The organism is Streptomyces sp. NPDC048461 (assembly GCF_055587105.1).
This window is the reverse complement of record NZ_JBVJGW010000005.1, coordinates 292,732-311,994: the sequence shown is the minus strand read 5'-3', so window position 1 is coordinate 311,994 and position 19,263 is coordinate 292,732. Positions and strand designations below refer to the sequence as shown.

17 protein-coding genes are annotated in these 19,263 nt (G+C 71.0%); 11 read left to right on the top strand and 6 right to left on the bottom strand.

Going from position 1 to position 19,263, the window contains the following annotated elements; genetic code table 11:
• Positions 1 to 2 precede the first annotated feature (2 nt).
• The 6 genes from nuoI to nuoN are packed head-to-tail and all read left to right on the top strand — an operon-like array spanning position 3 to position 6,864.
• Positions 3 to 593: an NADH-quinone oxidoreductase subunit NuoI gene (gene nuoI, locus ACZ6S8_RS11975; protein WP_469454739.1), complete on the top strand. Its 591-nt coding sequence runs from the start codon at positions 3 to 5 to the stop codon at positions 591 to 593.
• A complete protein-coding gene (locus ACZ6S8_RS11970) occupies positions 590 to 1,405 on the top strand; it encodes an NADH-quinone oxidoreductase subunit J (RefSeq protein ID WP_469454737.1) in 816 nt (271 codons plus the stop codon). Before nuoI ends, ACZ6S8_RS11970 begins: the two co-directional genes overlap by 4 nt.
• Positions 1,402 to 1,701, top strand: coding sequence for an NADH-quinone oxidoreductase subunit NuoK (gene nuoK, locus ACZ6S8_RS11965; protein ID WP_007265827.1), 300 nt, complete (start codon positions 1,402 to 1,404; stop codon positions 1,699 to 1,701). Before ACZ6S8_RS11970 ends, nuoK begins: the two co-directional genes overlap by 4 nt.
• Before the next feature lie 12 nt (positions 1,702 to 1,713).
• Positions 1,714 to 3,609 carry an NADH-quinone oxidoreductase subunit L gene (nuoL, locus tag ACZ6S8_RS11960; RefSeq protein ID WP_469454735.1) on the top strand — a complete coding sequence of 632 codons (1,896 nt, stop codon included), beginning with the start codon at positions 1,714 to 1,716 and terminating at the stop codon, positions 3,607 to 3,609.
• 1 nt (position 3,610) lies between these two features.
• The gene (locus ACZ6S8_RS11955; protein WP_386533553.1) at positions 3,611 to 5,212 is read left to right on the top strand and encodes an NADH-quinone oxidoreductase subunit M; all 1,602 of its coding nucleotides are present in this window, start codon (positions 3,611 to 3,613) and stop codon (positions 5,210 to 5,212) included.
• A gap of 5 nt (positions 5,213 to 5,217) precedes the next feature.
• Positions 5,218 to 6,864, top strand: coding sequence for an NADH-quinone oxidoreductase subunit NuoN (nuoN, locus tag ACZ6S8_RS11950; protein ID WP_469454921.1), 1,647 nt, complete (start codon positions 5,218 to 5,220; stop codon positions 6,862 to 6,864).
• A 64-nt stretch (positions 6,865 to 6,928) separates the two neighbouring features.
• Here nuoN and ACZ6S8_RS11945 read toward each other — a convergent pair whose 3' ends face one another.
• From ACZ6S8_RS11945 to fahA, 3 genes are all read right to left on the bottom strand, one after another.
• Complete coding sequence (locus ACZ6S8_RS11945) at positions 6,929 to 7,528, bottom strand: Uma2 family endonuclease (protein ID WP_469454733.1); 600 nt, start codon at positions 7,526 to 7,528, stop codon at positions 6,929 to 6,931.
• Positions 7,529 to 7,637: 109 nt separating this feature from the next.
• Positions 7,638 to 8,243 carry a hypothetical protein gene (locus ACZ6S8_RS11940; protein ID WP_469454731.1) on the bottom strand — a complete coding sequence of 202 codons (606 nt, stop codon included), beginning with the start codon at positions 8,241 to 8,243 and terminating at the stop codon, positions 7,638 to 7,640.
• Between the two features lie 172 nt (positions 8,244 to 8,415).
• The gene (fahA, locus tag ACZ6S8_RS11935; RefSeq protein ID WP_469454730.1) at positions 8,416 to 9,639 is read right to left on the bottom strand and encodes a fumarylacetoacetase; all 1,224 of its coding nucleotides are present in this window, start codon (positions 9,637 to 9,639) and stop codon (positions 8,416 to 8,418) included.
• Between the two features lie 141 nt (positions 9,640 to 9,780).
• Here fahA and ACZ6S8_RS11930 point away from each other — a divergent pair, with 141 nt between their 5' ends.
• Positions 9,781 to 10,587: a Cof-type HAD-IIB family hydrolase gene (locus ACZ6S8_RS11930; RefSeq protein WP_469454729.1), complete on the top strand. Its 807-nt coding sequence runs from the start codon at positions 9,781 to 9,783 to the stop codon at positions 10,585 to 10,587.
• A gap of 102 nt (positions 10,588 to 10,689) precedes the next feature.
• On the opposite strand, the gene ACZ6S8_RS11925 is transcribed toward ACZ6S8_RS11930, so the two are convergent.
• Complete coding sequence (locus tag ACZ6S8_RS11925; protein WP_469454727.1) at positions 10,690 to 12,693, bottom strand: CocE/NonD family hydrolase; 2,004 nt, start codon at positions 12,691 to 12,693, stop codon at positions 10,690 to 10,692.
• A gap of 21 nt (positions 12,694 to 12,714) precedes the next feature.
• A complete protein-coding gene (locus ACZ6S8_RS11920; protein WP_469454725.1) occupies positions 12,715 to 14,232 on the bottom strand; it encodes a peptide MFS transporter in 1,518 nt (505 codons plus the stop codon).
• A 190-nt stretch (positions 14,233 to 14,422) separates the two neighbouring features.
• On the opposite strand from ACZ6S8_RS11920, the gene ACZ6S8_RS11915 reads away from it, so the two are divergent.
• From ACZ6S8_RS11915 to ACZ6S8_RS11900, 4 genes are all read left to right on the top strand, one after another.
• Positions 14,423 to 15,433 carry a polyprenyl synthetase family protein gene (locus ACZ6S8_RS11915; RefSeq protein ID WP_469454724.1) on the top strand — a complete coding sequence of 337 codons (1,011 nt, stop codon included), beginning with the start codon at positions 14,423 to 14,425 and terminating at the stop codon, positions 15,431 to 15,433.
• 218 nt (positions 15,434 to 15,651) lie between these two features.
• The gene (locus tag ACZ6S8_RS11910; protein WP_469454723.1) at positions 15,652 to 16,854 is read left to right on the top strand and encodes a LolA family protein; all 1,203 of its coding nucleotides are present in this window, start codon (positions 15,652 to 15,654) and stop codon (positions 16,852 to 16,854) included.
• A gap of 110 nt (positions 16,855 to 16,964) precedes the next feature.
• Positions 16,965 to 17,168: a hypothetical protein gene (locus tag ACZ6S8_RS11905; protein WP_267724109.1), complete on the top strand. Its 204-nt coding sequence runs from the start codon at positions 16,965 to 16,967 to the stop codon at positions 17,166 to 17,168.
• Complete coding sequence (locus tag ACZ6S8_RS11900) at positions 17,165 to 17,581, top strand: hypothetical protein (protein ID WP_383925952.1); 417 nt, start codon at positions 17,165 to 17,167, stop codon at positions 17,579 to 17,581. Before ACZ6S8_RS11905 ends, ACZ6S8_RS11900 begins: the two co-directional genes overlap by 4 nt.
• Before the next feature lie 171 nt (positions 17,582 to 17,752).
• Here the strand turns inward: ACZ6S8_RS11900 and ACZ6S8_RS11895 are convergent, their stop codons facing one another.
• On the bottom strand, positions 17,753 to 19,069 hold the full coding sequence (locus ACZ6S8_RS11895) for a M28 family metallopeptidase (protein ID WP_469454721.1): 1,317 nt from the start codon (positions 19,067 to 19,069) through the stop codon (positions 17,753 to 17,755).
• Positions 19,070 to 19,263 lie beyond the last annotated feature (194 nt).

The following is a 19,263-nucleotide window of genomic DNA, read 5'->3' as shown; positions in this document are numbered from 1 at the left end:
AGATGTCCGACGACAAGTGGCAGAACCCGGTGGCCGGCTTCGGCGTGACCTTCAAGGCCATGTTCAAGAAGCGCCTCACCGAGCAGTACCCGGAGCAGGAGAAGACCACCGCCCCGCGCTTCCACGGACGGCATCAGCTCAACCGGCACCCGGACGGTCTGGAGAAGTGCATCGGGTGCGAACTGTGCGCCTGGGCCTGTCCCGCCGACGCGATCTACGTGGAGGGCGCGGACAACACCGAGGAGGAGCGCTACTCCCCGGGCGAGCGCTACGGCCGCGTCTACCAGATCAACTACGCCCGCTGCATCCTGTGCGGGCTGTGCGTCGAGGCGTGCCCGACGCGGGCGCTGACCATGACGAACGAGTTCGAACTGGCCGACTCCAGCCGCGAGGCGCTCATCTACACCAAGGAGCAGCTGCTCTCCGGCCTGACCGAAGGCATGGTCGAGGCGCCGCACTCGGTCTTCCCCGGCATGGACGACACGGACTACTACCGCGGACTGGTGACGGGCGCCGCCCCGGGCACGGTCCGGCAGGTCGCGGTGTCCAAGGGCGAGACGACGGCGGACGATTCCGAGGAGGTGGGGGCATGAGCACGATCGCCGCTGCGGCCACCTCGCTCACCTCCACCGGTGAGGCCGTGCAGTTCTGGATCCTCGGCACCGTCGCCGTCATCGGCGCGCTGGCCACGATCCTGATGAAGAAGGCCGTCCACAGCGCACTGAGCCTGGCCGGGACGATGATCATCCTGGCGGTCTTCTACCTCGCGAACGGGGCGTACTTCCTGGGCGTCGTCCAGGTCGTCGTCTACACCGGCGCGATCATGATGCTCTTCCTCTTCGTGGTCATGCTCGTCGGCGTCACCGCCGCCGACTCCCTCACGGAGACGATCAAGGGGCAGCGCTGGCTGGCCGCCCTGTGCGGACTCGGCTTCGGGATCCTGCTGATCGCCGGCATCGGCAACGCCGGGATCACCCACTTCAACGGGCTCGGCCGGATCAACTCCGGCGGCCACGTCGAGGGCCTGGCCCAGCTGATCTTCACCAAGTACGTCTTCGCCTTCGAGATCACCGGCGCCCTGCTGATCACCGCCGCCGTCGGCGCGATGGTGCTCACCCACCGCGAGCGCACCGAGCGCGCCGCCACCCAGCGCGAGCTCGCCGACCGGCGCGTGCGGGACGGCGTCCAGCTCCCGCCGCTGCCCGCCCCCGGCGTCTACGCCCGGCACAACGCGGTGGACGTACCGGGCCTGCTGCCGGACGGCACCCCGTCCGAGCTGACGGTCAACCAGACCCTGCGGGCCCGCGGCCAGATCCGGGACGTCTCCGGCCAGGCCCTGGACGACCTCAAGGCACTGGAGCAGGCCTCCGCGGAGCGCCTCGGCCGTGAGGAGGCCTCGAAGTGAACCCCGTCAACTACCTGTACCTGGCGGCGCTGCTGTTCACCATCGGCGCGGCCGGCGTGCTGATCCGGAAGAACGCGATCGTGCTGTTCATGTGCGTCGAGCTGATGCTCAACGCCTGCAACCTCGCCTTCGTGACCTTCTCCCGCATGCACGGCAACCTCGACGGCCAGATCATCGCCTTCTTCACGATGGTCGTCGCCGCCGCGGAGGTCGTGGTGGGCCTCGCGATCATCGTGTCCCTGTTCCGTACCCGCCACTCGGCCTCGGTCGACGACGCCAGCCTGATGAAGCTGTAAGGGGCGTTCACCGTGGAGAATCTGATTGCGCTGCTGGTGGCGGCGCCCCTGCTCGGAGCGGTGGTGCTGCTGTGCGGCGGCCGGCGCCTCGACAAGACCGGCCACTGGATCGGCACGCTGCTGGCGGCCGTGTCCTTCGGCATCGGGGTCGCGCTGTTCGCCGACATGCTGGGACGCGGCGCCGAGGACCGTACCCTGAACCAGTTCCTGTTCAGCTGGATTCCGGTGGAGGGCTTCCAGGCCGACATCGCGTTCCAGCTCGACCAGCTGTCGATGACGTTCGTCCTGCTCATCTCGGGGGTGGGCACGCTCATCCACGTGTACTCGATCGGGTACATGGAGCACGACGAGCGGCGCCGCCGCTTCTTCGGCTACCTGAACCTGTTCGTCGCGGCGATGCTGCTGCTCGTCATCGCCGACAACTACCTGCTCCTGTACTTCGGCTGGGAGGGCGTGGGCCTCGCCTCGTACCTCCTGATCGGCTTCTGGCAGCACAAGCCCAGCGCGGCCACCGCCGCGAAGAAGGCCTTCCTGGTCAACCGCGTCGGCGACATCGGCCTGTCGATCGCGATCATGCTGATGTTCACCACGTTCGGCACCTTCGCCTTCGGCCCGGTGTTCGGCGCGGTCGGCGAGACGTCCGAGGGCACGCTGACGGCGATCGGCCTGATGCTGCTGCTGGCCGCCTGCGGCAAGTCGGCGCAGGTGCCGCTCCAGTCCTGGCTCGGTGACGCGATGGAGGGCCCGACCCCGGTCTCGGCCCTGATCCACGCCGCCACGATGGTCACCGCGGGCGTCTACCTGATCGTCCGCTCGGGAGCCATCTTCAACGGGGCGCCCGACGCCCAGCTGGTGGTCACCGTCGTGGGCGCGGTCACGCTCCTCTTCGGTGCGATCGTCGGTTGCGCGAAGGACGACATCAAGAAGGCCCTCGCGGGCTCGACGATGTCGCAGATCGGCTACATGATCCTCGCCGCGGGCCTCGGCCCCATCGGCTACGTCTTCGCGATCATGCACCTGGTCACGCACGGCTTCTTCAAGGCCGGCCTGTTCCTCGGCGCGGGTTCCGTGATGCACGGGATGAACGACGAGGTCGACATGCGCAAGTACGGCGGCCTGCGGAAGTACATGCCGGTCACCTTCGTGACCTTCGGCCTCGGCTACCTGGCGATCATCGGCTTCCCCGGCCTGTCCGGCTTCTTCTCCAAGGACATGATCATCGAGGCGGCCTTCGCCAAGGGGGGCACCCAGGGCTGGATCCTCGGCGGGGTCACCCTGCTGGGCGCCGGCATCACCGCCTTCTACATGACCCGCGTCATGCTCCTCACCTTCTTCGGCGAGAAGCGCTGGCAACCCGACGCGGAGGGGAACGCGCCGCACCCGCACGAGTCCCCGAAGTCCATGACCATCCCGATGATCGTCCTCGCGTTCGGGTCGGTCTTCGCCGGCGGGTTCTTCGAGATCGGCGACCGGTTCCTCAACTGGCTGGAGCCCGTCACCGGTTACGAGCACGGCCACCCGCCGGTCAGCGCCATGACGGTGACCGCGGCCACCATGGTGGTCCTGGCCGCCGGCGTCGACATCGCCTGGTCGATGTACGGCCGGCGGCCCGTCCCGGTGGTCGCCCCGCGCGGTTCGGTCCTCACCCGGGCCGCCCGCCGGGACCTCTACCAGGACGACTTCAACCACGCTGTGCTGGTGCGCGGCGGGGAGCACCTGACCCGTTCCCTCGTGTACGTCGACCACAGCCTGGTCGACGGAGTGGTCAACGGGACGGCCGCCGGCGTCGGCGGGCTGTCGGGCCGGCTGCGCAAGCTCCAGAACGGCTACGCCCGCAGCTACGCGGTCTCGATGTTCGGGGGCACGGCGATCCTGATCGCCGCGACCCTGCTGATGAGGGCGGTGTGAGATGAATTTCCCGCTTCTGACGGTGACGGCCGCGGTACCCGCGGTCGGCGCGATCCTGACGGCGGCCGTCCCGGCCGCCCGCCGGACGCTCGCCAAGTGGCTCGCGCTGCTGTTCTCGCTGGCGACCCTGGCCCTGGCCGTGCTCGTCGCGATCCGCTTCGAGCCCGGCGGAGACCGCTACCAGCTGACCGAGTCCCGTGCCTGGATCGCCGACTTCGGCGTCCGCTACGAGCTCGGGGTCGACGGCATCGGCGTGGTGCTCATCGCACTCACCGCGCTGCTGATCCCCTTCGTGATCGCGGCCGGCTGGAACGACGCCGACCCCCTGGAGACCTCCTCGTCCCGCTGGCGGCCGACGCAGGGCTTCTTCGCCCTGATCCTGCTGGTCGAGGCGATGGTGATCATCTCCTTCGAGGCCACCGACGTCTTCCTCTTCTACATCTTCTTCGAAGCCATGCTCATCCCGATGTACTTCCTCATCGGCGGCTTCGGCGACCGGGCCCACTCCGGGTCCGACGAGAACGCGGCCGCGCAGCGCTCGTACGCGGCGGTCAAGTTCCTCCTCTACAACCTGGCCGGCGGCCTGATCATGCTGGCCGCCGTCATCGGGCTCTACGTGGTCGCCGGGAACTTCTCGCTCCAGGAGATCACCGCCGCCCGCGCCGCGGGCACGCTCGACATGGCGACCAACACCGAACGGTGGCTGTTCCTCGGCTTCTTCTTCGCCTTCGCGGTGAAGGCCCCGCTGTGGCCGCTGCACACCTGGCTGCCGAACGCGATGGGCGAGGCCACGGCGCCGGTCGCCGTCCTGATCACCGCGGTCGTCGACAAGGTCGGCACGTTCGCGATGCTCCGCTTCTGCCTCGGGCTGTTCCCGGAGGCCAGCAAGTGGGCCACGCCGGTGATCCTGGTCCTGGCCCTGATCAGCATCGTCTACGGCGCGCTGGTCGCGGTCGGCCAGCGGGACATCAAGCGGCTGGTCGCGTACGCCTCGATCTCGCACTTCGGCTTCATCATCCTGGGCATCTTCGCGATGACCTCCCAGGGCCAGTCCGGGGCGACGCTGTACATGGTCAACCACGGGATCTCGACGGCCGCGCTGATGCTGGTGGCCGGGTTCCTGATCTCGCGCCGCGGTTCGCGGCTCATCGCCGACTACGGCGGCGTCCAGAAGGTGGCCCCGGTCCTCGCGGGCACCTTCCTGATCGGCGGCCTCGCCACCCTCTCGCTGCCGGGCCTCGCGCCCTTCGTCAGCGAGTTCCTGGTCCTGGTCGGCACGTTCGCCCGGTACCCGGTCGTCGGCATCATCGCCACCACCGGCATCGTGCTGGCCGCGCTCTACACGCTGGTGCTCTACCAGCGGACGATGACCGGCCCCGTGAAGGAGGAGGTCCGCACCATGCCGGACCTGCACCTGCGGGAGGTACTGGTGGTCGCGCCGCTGATCGTGCTGCTGATCGGACTGGGCGTCTACCCGAAGCCGCTGACCGACATCGTCAACCCGGCGGTGCAGCACACCATGTCCGACGTGAAGCAGACCGACCCGGCGCCCGAAGTGGCCGTCGAGGCCGTGCCTGCGAAGAATGGGGAGGCGGCCAAGTGAGCACCGTGACTGCTGCCCAGGGCCTGTGGACTCTGGCGGCCGACGGACCGGTCGACCGGATCCCGGCGCCGGTCATCGAGTACGCGCAGCTCGCGCCCACGCTGATCGTGGTGGGCGCGGCGATCGTCGGAGTCCTCGTCGAGGCCTTCGTCCCCCGCAGGTCCCGCTACTACGTCCAGGTGTTCCTCGCCGTCGCCGCGCTGGCCTCGGCCTTCGCGGCGGTCGTCGGCCTCGCCGCCGGCGGGTACGGGAGCACCAAGGCGCAGGTCGCCGCCATGGGCGCCATCGCCGTCGACGGCCCGGCGCTGTTCCTGCAGGGCACCATCCTGCTGGCCTCGATCGTGGCCGTGTTCACGTTCGCCGAGCGGCGCCTGGACCCGGAGGCGCACGGCAACCGGGTGGACTCCTTCGCCGCCCAGGCGGCGTCCGTACCGGGCAGCGAGAGCGAGAAGGCCGCCGTGAAGGCGGGCTTCACCACCACCGAGGTGTACCCGCTGGCGCTGTTCGCGATCGCCGGCATGCTGGTCTTCCCGGCTGCCAACGACCTGCTGACGCTGTTCATCGCGCTGGAGGTCTTCTCCCTCCCGCTCTACCTGCTCTGCGCCGTCGCCCGCCGCCAGCGGCTGATGTCGCAGGAGGCCGCGGTGAAGTACTTCCTGCTGGGCGCCTTCTCCTCCGCCTTCCTCCTCTTCGGCATCGCGCTGCTCTACGGGTACGCGGGCTCGGTCTCGTACGCCGTGATCGCCGACGTGGTCGACGGCACGGTCACCAAGGTCGACCCGGCGCTCGCCGGGACCATGGGCAACGACGCGCTGCTGCTGATCGGCGGCGCGCTGATCCTGACGGGCCTGCTCTTCAAGGTCGGCGCGGTCCCCTTCCACATGTGGACCCCGGACGTCTACCAGGGCGCCCCGACGCCGATCACCGGCTTCATGGCCGCCGCGACGAAGGTGGCCGCCTTCGGCGCCCTGCTGCGCCTCCTCTACGTGGTCCTGCCGGGCCTGCGCTGGGACTGGCGGCCGGTGATGTGGGGCGTCGCGATCGTGACGATGCTGGCGGGCGCGGTGATCGCCGTGACCCAGACGGACGTCAAGCGGCTGCTGGCGTACTCCTCGATCGCGCACGCGGGCTTCATCCTGGCCGGTGTCATCGCGACCTCGGCGGAGGGCGTCAAGTCCGTCCTGTTCTACCTGGGCGCGTACTCCTTCGTGACGATCGGCGCCTTCGCGGTGGTCACGCTGGTGCGCGACGCGGGTGGCGAGGCCACGCACCTGTCCAAGTGGGCCGGTCTGGGCCGCCGTTCGCCGCTGACCGCGGCGGTCTTCGCCGTGTTCCTGCTGGCCTTCGCGGGCATCCCGCTGACGTCCGGCTTCTCCGGCAAGTTCGCCGTGTTCAAGGCGGCCGCGGAGAGCGGCGCGGGGGCGCTGGTCGTGGTGGGCGTCATCTCGTCCGCGATCGCCGCGTTCTTCTACGTCCGGGTGATCGTGCTGATGTTCTTCAGCGAGCCGAAGGCCGACGGCCCGACGGTGGCCGTGCCCTCGCCGCTGACGATGACCACCATCGCGGTGGGCGTCGCGGTCACGCTGGTGCTGGGCGTGGCCCCGCAGTACTTCCTGGAACTGGCCGGGCAGGCGAGCACGTTCGTCCGCTGACCCGTCCCGGTACGGCGCAGGGCCCGGTCCCCTTCGGGGGGCCGGGCCCTGCGCGTGTGCGGTGTTACTCGGCGGTGCGCCGCTTCGCAGTGATGGCGGTCAGGTCGAGGTCGATGGGGAAGGGAGCCGAGACTTTCAGGCGGTCGTGGAAGATGCCCGCGGTCCCGTAGCTCCCGGTCGACGGGTCCAGTTCGTAGACGTAAACCACGGCGCGACCATCCTTGTTCTCGACGCGCCAGAAGTGAAGAATGCCCGCTTGTGCATACTTGACCGGTTTGACGCCACGATCACGACCGACGGACTCGGGCGAGACCACTTCGATGGCCAGGCGGACGGACCCCGCAGGGAGCCGGGTCTGGTCCAGATCGCCCGTGGCACTCTCGTCCACGACGATGACATCGGGTTCGGGGCGATTATGGCGATCGATGTCGATCGTGAACTCGCGGAAGACCTCCGAGTCCGGCGGCTGCTGATCCATGAGCTGCCACGTGAAAAAGTTGACCGCACGCATGTGGAATCGAGTCTGCGGACTCACGAAGATCAGGCTCCCGTCGATCAGCTCCGTGTGCGGAGGCAGATTCGGAAGCGTGTCCAGGTCGTCGGCAGTCCAGCCGCCCGGCGGGGGGATCGGCCAGCTGTGTTCCGGGTTCATCAGTGCTCCCATGAGCCGAAGTCTCGCGAGTGGCGCCAGCGTATCGCCGGGGATCCGCGAAATACCGCCCCTTCGGGTGAGTCATATGCGGGGAGCACTTGACCGCATCGGTCGGCCCAGGCTAGTGGCCGTGGGCGTGGCTCGAGCCGCCTGCCGCCGGGGTCTTCTTCGGGCAGGTCAGCGCGGGGTTCCAGTTGTGGAAGCGGCCGGCCGGGTTCTCCTTGTACGCCCACATGTGCAGGTCGTAGTGCTTGGGCATGCCCGCCCAGTGGCCCGGCATGGGCCCGTCGAACGGCAGCCCGAACATGCTCGGCCGGTCGCCGGAGGTCTTCAGGTCCTGGTCCCCGTCGGTCGCCATCCACTCCACGGTCTGGAGCGTGCGGCGGCCGTGGCGGTCCTTCTCGGTGCTGTAGAGGAGCGCGGTGGGCTTCGCGGGGTCCTTGGAGCCCCAGTTGGCCTGCTTGACGTAGTGGTAGCCCATGGCGCCGACGCCGAACGGGTTGGTCATGCAGGTCTCGCCCTTCGGGACGTACCCGTCCCTGAGCGCCTCCCGCTCGTCCACGTACCTGGCCGTCGCCCGGATCGCCGTCGCCATGTCCTTCATCGCCCTGGGGTTGCGCGGGTCGGGCGCGGGCCCCTCGACGCCGTGGGCCGGGGCCACGGCGACCAGGCCGAGGGACACGGTGGCGGCGCAGGCGAGAACGGCCCTCAGGCTGCGTACGGGCATGGCGGCTCCTCCGGGTGGGGGTACGGGGTACGGGTTCCCGAACCGTCCGTCCACCATCCCGGCCCCCCGCGCGCGCCGCACGCGGGCCGCGCCCAAAGGGGTGCGGCCCGCGTGACGGGGCGTCGTGTGAGGGGGCGTCGGACGGCGGGGAGCCCCGCGCCGCCCGCTCCCGCTAGCGGGAGCCGGTGATGCGGCCGGTGACCTCGCCGAGGCCCACGCGGGTGCCGTCGGGGCCCGGGGCCCAGGCGGTGAGGGTGACGGTGTCGCCGTCCTCCAGGAACGTCCGCTTGCCGTCGGCGAGTTCGATCGCGTCGCGGCCGTTCCAGGTGAGCTCCAGCAGGGAGCCCCGCTGGTCCGCGTCCGGGCCGCTGACGGTGCCGGAGCCGTAGACGTCGCCGGTGCGCAGGGAGGCGCCGTTGACGGTCATGTGGGCGAGCTGCTGGGCGGCGGTCCAGTACATCGAGGCGAACGGCGGCCGCGAGACCTCCTGCCCGTTGATGGAGACCGCGATGTGCAGGTCGAAGCCGCCGGGCCGGTCGCCGGCCGCGTCGTCGAGGTAGGGCAGGAGCGGGAAGTCCCGGGCGGGAGGGGCGACGCGGGCGGCGTCGAGGGCCTCCAGCGGGGTGACCCAGGCGGAGACGGAGGTGGCGAAGGACTTGCCGAGGAACGGGCCGAGCGGCACGTACTCCCAGGCCTGCACGTCGCGCGCGGACCAGTCGTTGAGGAGGAAGAGGCCGAAGACGTGGTCCTCGAACTCGCCCAGCGCCACCGGGCGGCCCAGCTCGGAGGGGGTGCCGACGACGAAGCCGACCTCGGCCTCGATGTCGAGCTTGACGGACGGGCCGAAGACGGGCGCCGGGTCGGCCGGGGCCTTGCGCTGCCCGGAGGGCCGTACGACGTCCGTGCCCGAGACGACGATCGTGCCGGAGCGGCCGTGGTAACCGATCGGCAGGTGCTTCCAGTTGGGGGTCAGCGCGTCCCCGTCCGGGCGGAAGATCTTCCCGACGTTGGTCGCGTGGTGCTCGCTGGCGTAGAAGTCGACGTAGTCGGCGACCTCGTACGGCAGGTGCAGCTCGACCGCGTCCAGGGACAGCAGGTGCGGCTCCACGGCCGGGCGGTGGCCGGGGTCGGTGACCCACGCGGTCAGCGCGCGGCGCACGTCGCGCCAGGCGGTGCGCCCGGCGGCCAGCAGCGGGTTGAGGGAGGGCTGCCCGAGCAGCCCGGCGTACGGGGAGCCGAGCGCGGCGGCGGCCGCCCCCGCGTCGAGCACGTGCCCGCCGATGCGCACGCCGATCCGGCGGCGGCTCTCCCCGGCGGTCGAGAAGACGCCGTAGGGGAGGTTGTGCGGCCCGAACGGGTCGCCCTCGGGGACATCGAGGGGGCTCTGCTGGGGCATGGGGTGCTGCCTCGCTTTCGACGCGGTCCGGGGGTGTCCCGGGGGCTGGTTGACACGTTACGTGGCTGATGGTGCCTGCGGGAGGCCGGATTCGGGCGATATTTGTAGGACTTGTCCAACGGGGTCCGTATCCTTGGCGCCGTGACTTCCGCCCTCCCCTTTGACCTGATCGCCACCGACCTGGACGGGACTCTGCTGTGCGCCGGTGACACCGTCTCCGCCCGCTCCCACCAGGCACTCGCCACGGCCCGCGCCGCCGGAGCCCGCCACATCGTCGTCACGGGACGCCCCGTCCCACAGGTCCGGCACGTCCTGGACGGCCTCGGCTATGCGGGGCTCGCGGTGTGCGGGCAGGGCGCCCAGGTGTACGACGCGGCGCGCGGGGTCCTGCTGCACTCCGTCTCCATGGACCGCGGGCTGGCCGAGGTGGCCCTCGGCAAGATCGAGGCGGAGATCGGCGAGGTCTACGCGGCGGTCAACCAGGAGGGGGTGGACGCCGAGATGCTGATAGGGCCCGGCTACCGGATGTGGCACCCCCACCTGCCGACGGTCCGGGTCCCGCGCAGGACGGACCTGTGGTCGGCCCCGATCAACAAGGTGCTGCTCCAGCATCCCGAGCTGGACGACGACGAGCTGACGCGGCTCGCGCGGGCGGTGGTCGGCGACCTGGTGAACGTCACCATGGCCGGCGAGCACACGGTGGAACTCCAGCCGCCCGGCATCGACAAGGCCAGCGGGCTGGCCCGGGCGGCGGAGTTCCTGGGGGCGTCGGCCGCGGGGACGATCGCCTTCGGGGACATGCCGAACGACATCCCGATGTTCGCCTGGGCCGCCCGGGGGGTGGCGATGGCGAACGCGCACCGCGAGCTGGTCGCGGTGGCCGACGAGCTGACGCTGTCCAACGAGGACGACGGCATCGCGGTGGTCCTGGAACGCCTCTTCCCCTGACGGGCGGGGCCCGGCGGCCTCTCCGCGGCGCCGCCCCGCGGCGCCGCCCCCGGACCCCCGCGCCTCACACGCCGGCGGGGCTGCATGCGGCCGGGCGGTCCGTCAGCCCGCCGTGCGGGGGAGGCGGCGCTCCCACGTGCGGTGGAAGACGACCTCGTCGCCCTCCCGGCACACCACCTCGTTCGACGTCAGGAAGCCGCCCTCGTCGCAGCGGATCTCCGACCGGGTCTCGACCCGTGCGTCCCAGCCCAGGTCGGGCCGGCGCAGCCGCACCTTCCACTCCGACCGGGTGGTCGCCGACAGCGCGTCCGCCTCCTGGATCTCGTACACCTCCACCGCGTCCTCGCCGAACTCCAGCCCGTCCGGGTAGACCCGCGTGCCCCCGTACCGCGGGTCCACCTCCAGCCGCCACGTCCCGCGCGCGACGTCCCGCACGACCAGCCGCTCGGGTCGCGGCCCGTCCAGCGTGTCCGGGTACACCACGCCCAGCGGCTGCGACTGCTCCGGCTCGCCGAAGGCGATCCCGTCGTCCCCGGCGGACCGCGCCCGCACCGGGAGGGTCACCTCGCTGCCCGCCGGGTCCAGGGTCCAGCCCGCCTCGGAGCCGGCCCGCGGCCAGATCCACGGCCAGTACGCGGAGGACAGCGACAGGCGGATCCGGTGGCCCGGCGCGAAGGCGTGCCCGATGCCGTTCAGCTCGAAGGTGACGTCCTCGTACGCGCCCGTCGGCCAGGGGACGGCCCGGTCCCGGCCGTGGCGCGCGGACAGGTTCAGCGCGCCCCGCGTGACGAGCGTCGAGGAGCCGTCCGGAGCTACGTCGCACAGCCGGGCCACGACCTGCCCGTACGGGACGTCCATCCGCAGCCGCAGCGTCACCGCGGGGCGGCCCAGGATCTCCACCGGCTCGCCCTCGCCCACCGGGAACTCGAAGCAGGCCGACTTCGCGTCCTCCTCGCGCTGGTCGGGCGGCAGGTCGGCCTCGTTGCCGAAGGGGAAGAACCGGCCCGCGTCCAGCCCGGTGTGCTGCGGGGAGGCGACCTCGACGGGCGCGCCCTGGAGCCCGTACGGCACCGGGATCACCGACGCGGACGGCCAGGCCTTCTCGCCGACCCAGCGGCCCGGCAGCTCCTCGTACACGGTGGCCGGCGGGTGCGAGTCGCTGATCCAGGAGCGGAGCAGCGGCTCGTCCATGACGCCGTTGTCCTCGCCCTTGAGCCAGTGGTCCCACCAGCGCAGGGTCTCCTGGAGGAAGCCGATCGCCGGTCCCGGCGGCAGCCCGCGGTCGGGGTACTGGTGCGACCACGGGCCGATCAGCCCCCGGACCCGGTCCGCCGGCAGGTGCTCGACCAGCCGCAGCACGGTGTCGCGGTACGGGTCGTGCCAGCCGCCCACCGCGAGGACGGCCGCGCCGACGGCCGCGTAGTCCTCGCAGACGCTGCCGTGGCGCCAGTAGTCGTCCCGGGTCTGATGCGAGAGCCAGGTGTGGACGAGCGGTTCCACGCCTTCCAGGCGGTCCAGCCACTGCTCCCGCCAGCCGTCGCCCGCGTACAGCGGGTCCGGCGGGCGCGCGGCGAAGGCCAGCATCGTCGCCGCCCAGGCGTGCATGTCCACGGCCAGCACCGAGCCGCCCATGTAGTGCACGTCGTTGTCGTAGCGGTCGTCGGTCGAGCACACGGTCACGACGGCCTTCAGCGCCTCGGGGCCGAGCGCGGCGATCTGGAGGCTGTTGAAGCCGCCCCAGGAGATCCCGAACATGCCCACCGAGCCCGAGCACCACGGCTGCGCCGCCAGCCACTCGACCACGGCGACCCCGTCGGCCAGCTCGCGGGCGTCGTACTCGTCGCCGGGGCGGCCCCCGCTGCACCCGTGGCCGCGCACGTCCACCCGGACCGACGCGTAGCCGTGGCCCGCGTACCAGGGGTGGCGCTGCCAGTCGCGGGGCGCGGTCCAGTCGGTGAGCCGGTAGGGGAGGTACTCCAGGAGGGCGGGGACGGGCGCGTCCGTCACCGGTCGCCAGATCCGGGCGTAGAGCTCGACGCCGTCGGACAGCGGGATCCGGACATCCTCGCGGGTGGTCTCGTACGGGAGGTCGGTGCGGATGATCATCGGATGGGGTCGCCAATCGCCTCAGTGGACGGGGTGCATCGTGCGCCGCAGCCAGGGTGCGAGCGCGAGGACGGCCAGGCCGACGGCCACGGCGACGGCGCCGTTGACGCCGAAGTACACGGGGTGGGAGACCTGGTCGTAGAGCTTCACGACCTGGGCCTGGATGCCGTTGGCCAGGGCCAGGGAGAGGAACCAGAGGGCCATCGTCTGGCTGCTGAAGGCCTTGGGGGCGAGCTTGGTGGTGGCCGACATGCCGGAGGTCTCCAGCAGGACGTCGCCGAGGCCGAGCAGCAGGTAGGAGCCGACGATCCACCATGCGGCCATCCGGTAGGCGTCGCCCTCGTGCCCCGAGGTCGGGATGACCATCAGGAGGAACGACAGGCCGCCGAGGATCACGCCGATGGCGATCTTGTTGGAGGCGTGCGGCTGGCGGTGGCCCATCCGGGCCCAGAGGGCGGCGACGACCGGGGCGAGCGCGACCTCGAAGGCGCCGAGCGCGGAGGCGTACCAGCTCGCGGGGAAGTCGAAGCCGAGGATGGTGGTGCGGGCGTTCGTGGAGGCCAGCAGCATCATCGTGGAGTACGCCTGGAAGAGGATGAAGTTGAAGGCGACCGAGGCGAGGAAGAGGACCACGTACGGGCGCAGCCGGCCGCGCTCCTGCGCCGTCACCCGCGGGCTGCGGAACATGACGGCGAAGTAGACGACCGGGGCGATCACCGAGACGAGGGTGAGCAGGTCGACGAAGCGGTCCATCGTCAGCCAGCCGGCGAGGGCCAGAAGGGTGGCGGCCGCGGCGAACGCGAGGCACCCGGCGACGATCCGCCACACGGCGCGGCGCATCGCGGCCGGCGCGAGCGCGAACTCGGCGGAGTGCCTGCGCCCGGCCAGGTGGCGGCGGCCCAGGACGTACTGGATCAGGCCGAAGGTCATGCCGATGGCGGCCGCGGAGAAGCCCCAGTGCCAGCCCTGGTGCTCGCCGAGCCAGCCGGTGATCAGCGGGCCCGCGAAGGCGCCGATGTTGATGGCCATGTAGTAGAGCGCGAAGCCGGCGTCGCGCCGGTCGTCGTCGGTGCGGTACAGCTTGCCCACCATGGTGGCCACGTTGGGCTTGAGCAGGCCCGTTCCCGCGCTGATCAGGCCGAGGCCCACCCAGGTCATGGCGGCCGTGGGGACCGCCATGGCGTAGTGGCCGCAGGCGATCAGGATCCCGCCCCACAGCACGGCCCGGTAGGAACCGAGGATGCGGTCGGCGAGCCAGCCGCCCGCGACGGAGACGAGGTAGACCATGGTCCCGTAGGCCGCCGACACGGAGGCCGCGGTGCCCGGGTTCATCCCCAGGCCGCCGTCGGACACGGCGTCCGCGAAGTAGAGGACGAGGATGGCCTGCATGCCGAGGAACGAGAAGCGCTCCCAGACCTCCAGCCCGGACAGGGTGGCGAGACCCCGGGGGTGGCCGAGGAAGGCGTGGGCGTCCTCGGGCGGCGGCTGCTCGGCCTCCGGGTCCGGGGACTCGTCTGTGTCGGGCGTGGTTCTGGACAAAAGAGATTCTCCGCTTGTATCGGCTCCTGGAGAACATACCGGTGCTCTTCGGGCACTGCGCGGGTGGCGGCCGGACAGGCGCTCTCCGTGATCGAAAACAGACCGGATACGCTGGCTTGAGTGATGGCAGCGACACATCGACAATCCATGTGATCGTCAGCGTGATCGTCAGCAGACAGGAGTACCCCTCGTGACCGTCGTCGGGCCGTTCGGACTGAGCGTGCGGGACCAGGCTCTTGAGACCGATGTCCAGGCGGGACTTGCCGCCGTCGAGGCGGGTCTGCTGGAGGCCACCAAGAGCGAAGTCCCCTTCATCACCGAGGCCGCGCAGCACCTCGTGCGGGCCGGCGGCAAGCGGTTCCGGCCGCTGCTGGTGATGCTCGCCTCCCGTTTCGGCGATCCGTACGCGCCCGGGATCGTCCCCTCCGCCGTGGTGGTCGAGCTCACCCACCTGGCGACCCTCTACCACGACGACGTCATGGACGAGGCGGACGTGCGCCGCGGCGTGGACAGCGCGAACGCCCGCTGGGGCAACTCGGTGGCCGTCCTGACGGGTGACTTCCTGTTCGCCCGCGCCTCGCACATCCTGGCCGACCTCGGGCCCGAGGCCGTCCGCATCCAGGCCGAGGCCTTCGAGCGGCTGGTCACGGGCCAGATCCTGGAGACGGCCGGCCCGCGCGACGGCCGCGACCCCGTCGCCCACTACCTCGACGTCATCGCGGGCAAGACCGGCTCGCTGATCGCCGTCTCCGGACGCTTCGGCGCGCTGATGTCCGGCGCCGACGAGTCGGTCGTCGACATCCTCACCCAGTACGGCGAGCGCCTCGGCACCGCCTTCCAGCTCGCCGACGACGTCCTCGACATCGCCTCCGACGCGCACGAGTCCGGCAAGACGCCCGGCACCGACCTGCGCGAGGGCATCCCCACCCTGCCCGTGCTGCGGCTGCGCGAGATCGCGGCGCGCGACGGGAGCGCCGAGGACTTGGAGCTCGTACGGCTCCTGGACGGCGATCTGACGGACGACGCCCGGCACGCCGAGGTCCTGACCCGGCTGCGGGCGCACCCGGCCTTGGAGCAGGCCCGCCGCGACACCGTCCGGTACGCGGAGGACGCGCGCGCGACGCTCGCGCCGCTGCCGGAGTGCTTCGCCAAATCGGCCCTGGAAGAGCTGTGCGACGCCGTGGTGCACCGCGCCGGCTGACGCCGCCCGCGGAACGGGCCCCTCCGCTCCGCCGACCCCTACGGGTCGGAGCAGGGGGCCCCGCGCCGTGTCATCCCACGGTCGTACGCACAGTTGCGTCCGGGGGCTGACGCCCCGGAGCCGTCGATTTGGTCAGATGGAGTCATCAACCCCACCAGATCGGGTGAGCGCGGCGACACGGGGGTCGCCGCCGTCGACACAGAGGGCAGGGCACTGACATGGCAGCGAACACGAAGACTTCTCGCAAGGTCGCCCGGTACGGCGTACCGGTAGCGGTGGCGGGCATGGCCGCGGCGACCATCGCGATGGTCCCGGCCTTCGCCAACGCCGCGGGACCCGACCTGCCCAAGGTGACGGCGCAGGAGCTCATCGAGAAGATCGCGGCGTCGGACGTACAGCAGCTGTCCGGCACGGCCAAGATCAGCACCGACCTGGGCCTGCCGAAGCTCGCGACCGGCCTGCTCGGCGGCGGCGGCGTCGCGGGCGGATCGGCCGACCCGGAGGACAAGGTCGCGCAGCTGGCGAACGGCACGCACACCGTCCGCGTGGCCGCCGACGGCCCGGACCGCCAGAAGCTGACCTTCCTGGACGGCAAGGACGAGTACAGCCTCATCCACAACGGCAACGACGTGTGGGGCTACGACTCCCAGTCGAACGAGGTCTTCCACGAGAAGAACGCGGGCGACGCCGGGGCCGGGGAGCACAAGACGGGCGACCGTCTCGGCGGCGCCTCGCCGCAGCAGCTGGCCCAGGAGGTCCTGAAGGCCGCCGACACCACCACGGACGTGAGCGTCGGCGACACCGCGCAGGTGGCCGGGCGGGACGCCTACCAGCTGGTGCTCAAGCCCAAGCAGACCGGCTCCACGGTCGGCTCGATCAAGATCGCCGTGGACGCCAAGAACGGCGTGCCGCTGCGCGTGCAGCTGCTCTCCGCCCAGGGCGGCAAGCCGATCGCCGACGCGGGCTTCACCCAGGTCTCCTTCACCAAGCCGGCGGCCGACACCTTCGCCTTCACCCCGCCCAAGGGCGCCAAGCTGACCGAGGGCACGGACGGGCCGGCGGCCGGCAAGGACGCCCACGACAAGGGCCTCAAGGCCCTGGAGTCCTTCCCGGGCCTCGGCCAGCTGGCCGGCGGGAACGGCAAGGGCGACGTGAAGGTCCTCGGCGAGGGCTGGGCGACCGTCGCGCGCATCGACACCGGCGCGGGCGCGAACCTCAAGGACCTGGAGAACGACAAGAACACCCCGAAGGAGGCCAAGCAGTTCCTGAACTCCCTCGGGGAGAAGGTCACCGGGAAGTTCGGGGAGGGCCGGATCCTGTCCACCCGCCTGGTCAACGCCCTGATCACGGACGACGGCACGGTCTACGTCGGCGCGGTCACCAAGGACCAGCTGGTCAAGACGGCCGACACGGCCAAGTAGGACCGGCGCACGGCCGCACGCACGCCGAGGGTGGCCCGGGACCTGTGTCCCGGGCCACCCTTCTGCCGTAGCCCTCCTGCGCACGCCCGCCCCCGCTGTACGGTGGTGAGATGTCGAGACACGTCACCATCCGCCTGGACGAGGACTTCCACGAACGCCTGAAGGCACGCGCGGCGGCACTGGGAACGACGGTCACCGCGCTGATCACCGAGGTCACGGAGCGCGAACTCGACGACGACCGGAAGAACTTCCTCTCCGGGATCGAGGAATTCGCCGACCACTGGGGCTACTTCCAGGAGCGGTTCGGCAATTGAAGATCACCATGGAGTGGGCCTGGACGGCCCTGGCCCACCATCTTCCGTCCGATCCCGCGGTGTGGGACCCCTCAGGGGTGGCCGCCGCGGTCGCCCGGCACCAGAACGACCTCGTCCTGGTACCCGAACAGCCCGCCCCGGACACCGCGTGGCGGGCCGCTGCGTTTCTGCACACCCTCGCGGTGTGCCCGGCGCTGGAATCGCCGATGAACGAGTTCTACGCGGCCGCGGCCACCCGCTCGTACCTGCGCGTGGCCGGAGCCGAGCAGCTGCCCTCCCCGGAGGTCCTCGGCGATCTCGTCGAGGCGGCCAAGCTCGGCCGGGTGGACGTGGCGGGGGTCGCCGCGGAACTGCGCGCCCGGATACAGGAACCGCTGTCGGCCTCGCTGCGGTCCCGCACGGAGGGTGCGTAGCACCCCGTACCCCGTACGCCCCCCGCGGCCCCGTACGCGGCTGCCGCCGCCGCTCCCGCGCCGGGAGGCGGGGTGAGCGGCGGCGGCCCGGGCGGTCGGCTGCCGGTGGTGCGTGCGGCCGGTGGTGCCGGCTGCCGGTGGCGTCTGCTGCGGTGGCGTCTGCGGCCGGTGCTAGAAGGTGATCTTCCAGCTGTTGATGTAGCCGACGTCCTGCGCGGCCGCGTCCCTGGCCCGGAGCTTCCAGGATCCGTTGGCCACCTCGGAGGACGCGTTCACGGTGTACGACTGCACCAGGTTGTCGGCGCTGCCGCCGGTGCGGTTGTGCAGGTTGTACACGGTGCCGTCGGGGGCGACCAGGTCGACCACCAGGTCACCGCGGTAGGTGTGGACGATGTTCACGTCCACCTTGGTGGTGGCCGGGGCGTTGCCCGTGACCCCCGAGACGGTGATCGGCGAGGTCACTCCGGTGGTGGAGTTGTCCGGGATGCTGACGTCCGCGGTGTTCTCGAACGACGGGCCCGGCGGGACCGGGGTGGATGCACCCAGGTTCCAGATCGCGTAGGCGATGGCGTCGGCGTTGCGGTCCAGGGCGGTGTCGTTGATGTTCGTCAGCGAGTCGCAGGACGAGTGGTAGCAGCGGTCGAAGGCCTGACCGGAGGTGCCGCCCCACTTCTGCGCCTGGGCCGCCGTCTTGCTGTTGCTGGCGCCGGTGAACAGGCCGCCGACCGGGATGCCCACGTTCTTGAAGGACGCGTGGTCCGAGCGGCCGTCGCCCTCGGTCTCGATCTCCGTCGCGACGCCGAGGCCCGCGTAGTAGTTCTTGAAGGTCTGCTCGATCGTCGGGTCGTCGTCGTAGACGAAGTAGCCCGGGTTCGGCGAGCCGATCATGTCGAAGTTCAGGTACCCGGCGAACTTCGCGCGCTCGGCGGTCGGCAGGTTGTTGACGTAGTACTTCGACCCGACCAGGCCGAGCTCCTCCGCGCCCCACCAGCCGAAGCGCAGGTGCTTCGTGGGCTGGAGGCCGGCGCGGGAGACGGCGAGGGCGGTCTCCAGCACGGCCGCGCTGCCGGACCCGTTGTCGTTGATGCCCGCGCCGGAGGTCACCGAGTCGAGGTGGGCCCCGGACATCAGGACCGCGTTCGGGTCGCCGCCCGGCCAGTCGGCTATGAGGTTGTAGCCGGTGGCGCCGCTGGACGTGAAGGTCTGCAGCGTGGTGGTGAAGCCCGCCGCGTCCAGCTTGGCCTTCACGTAGTCGATCGAGGCCTTGTAGCCGGGCCTGCCGTGGGCGCGGTTGCCGCCGTTGTTCGCGGCGATGGTCGAGAGCTGCGACAGGTGGGCCTTGACGTTGGCCAGCGGAATGTCGGGCGGCGTCGGCGCCGCGGTGACCGCCGAGGGGGCGGCGAGTGCGGCGGGGGCGGTGGAGGCGATCAGACCCGCGACCGCGAATGCGGTCACGGCTGCGAGGCGCCGGGAGACGGACAGGCTCATGTGGGGGCTCCGGGATTCCGCGGGGATTTGACGGAACGAGCGATAGAGCAGGTGAGCGATGGTGCGTCAGTGCGAGCCCGATGTTCGGTGAGAGCGTGACTGTCCGTCAAGACCACAATTCGGTCAGGCGGGTTCGGAAAACGGACGATCCCCGGTACGGGAGTTCCGTACCGGGGATCGTGGGGGCGGTGTGC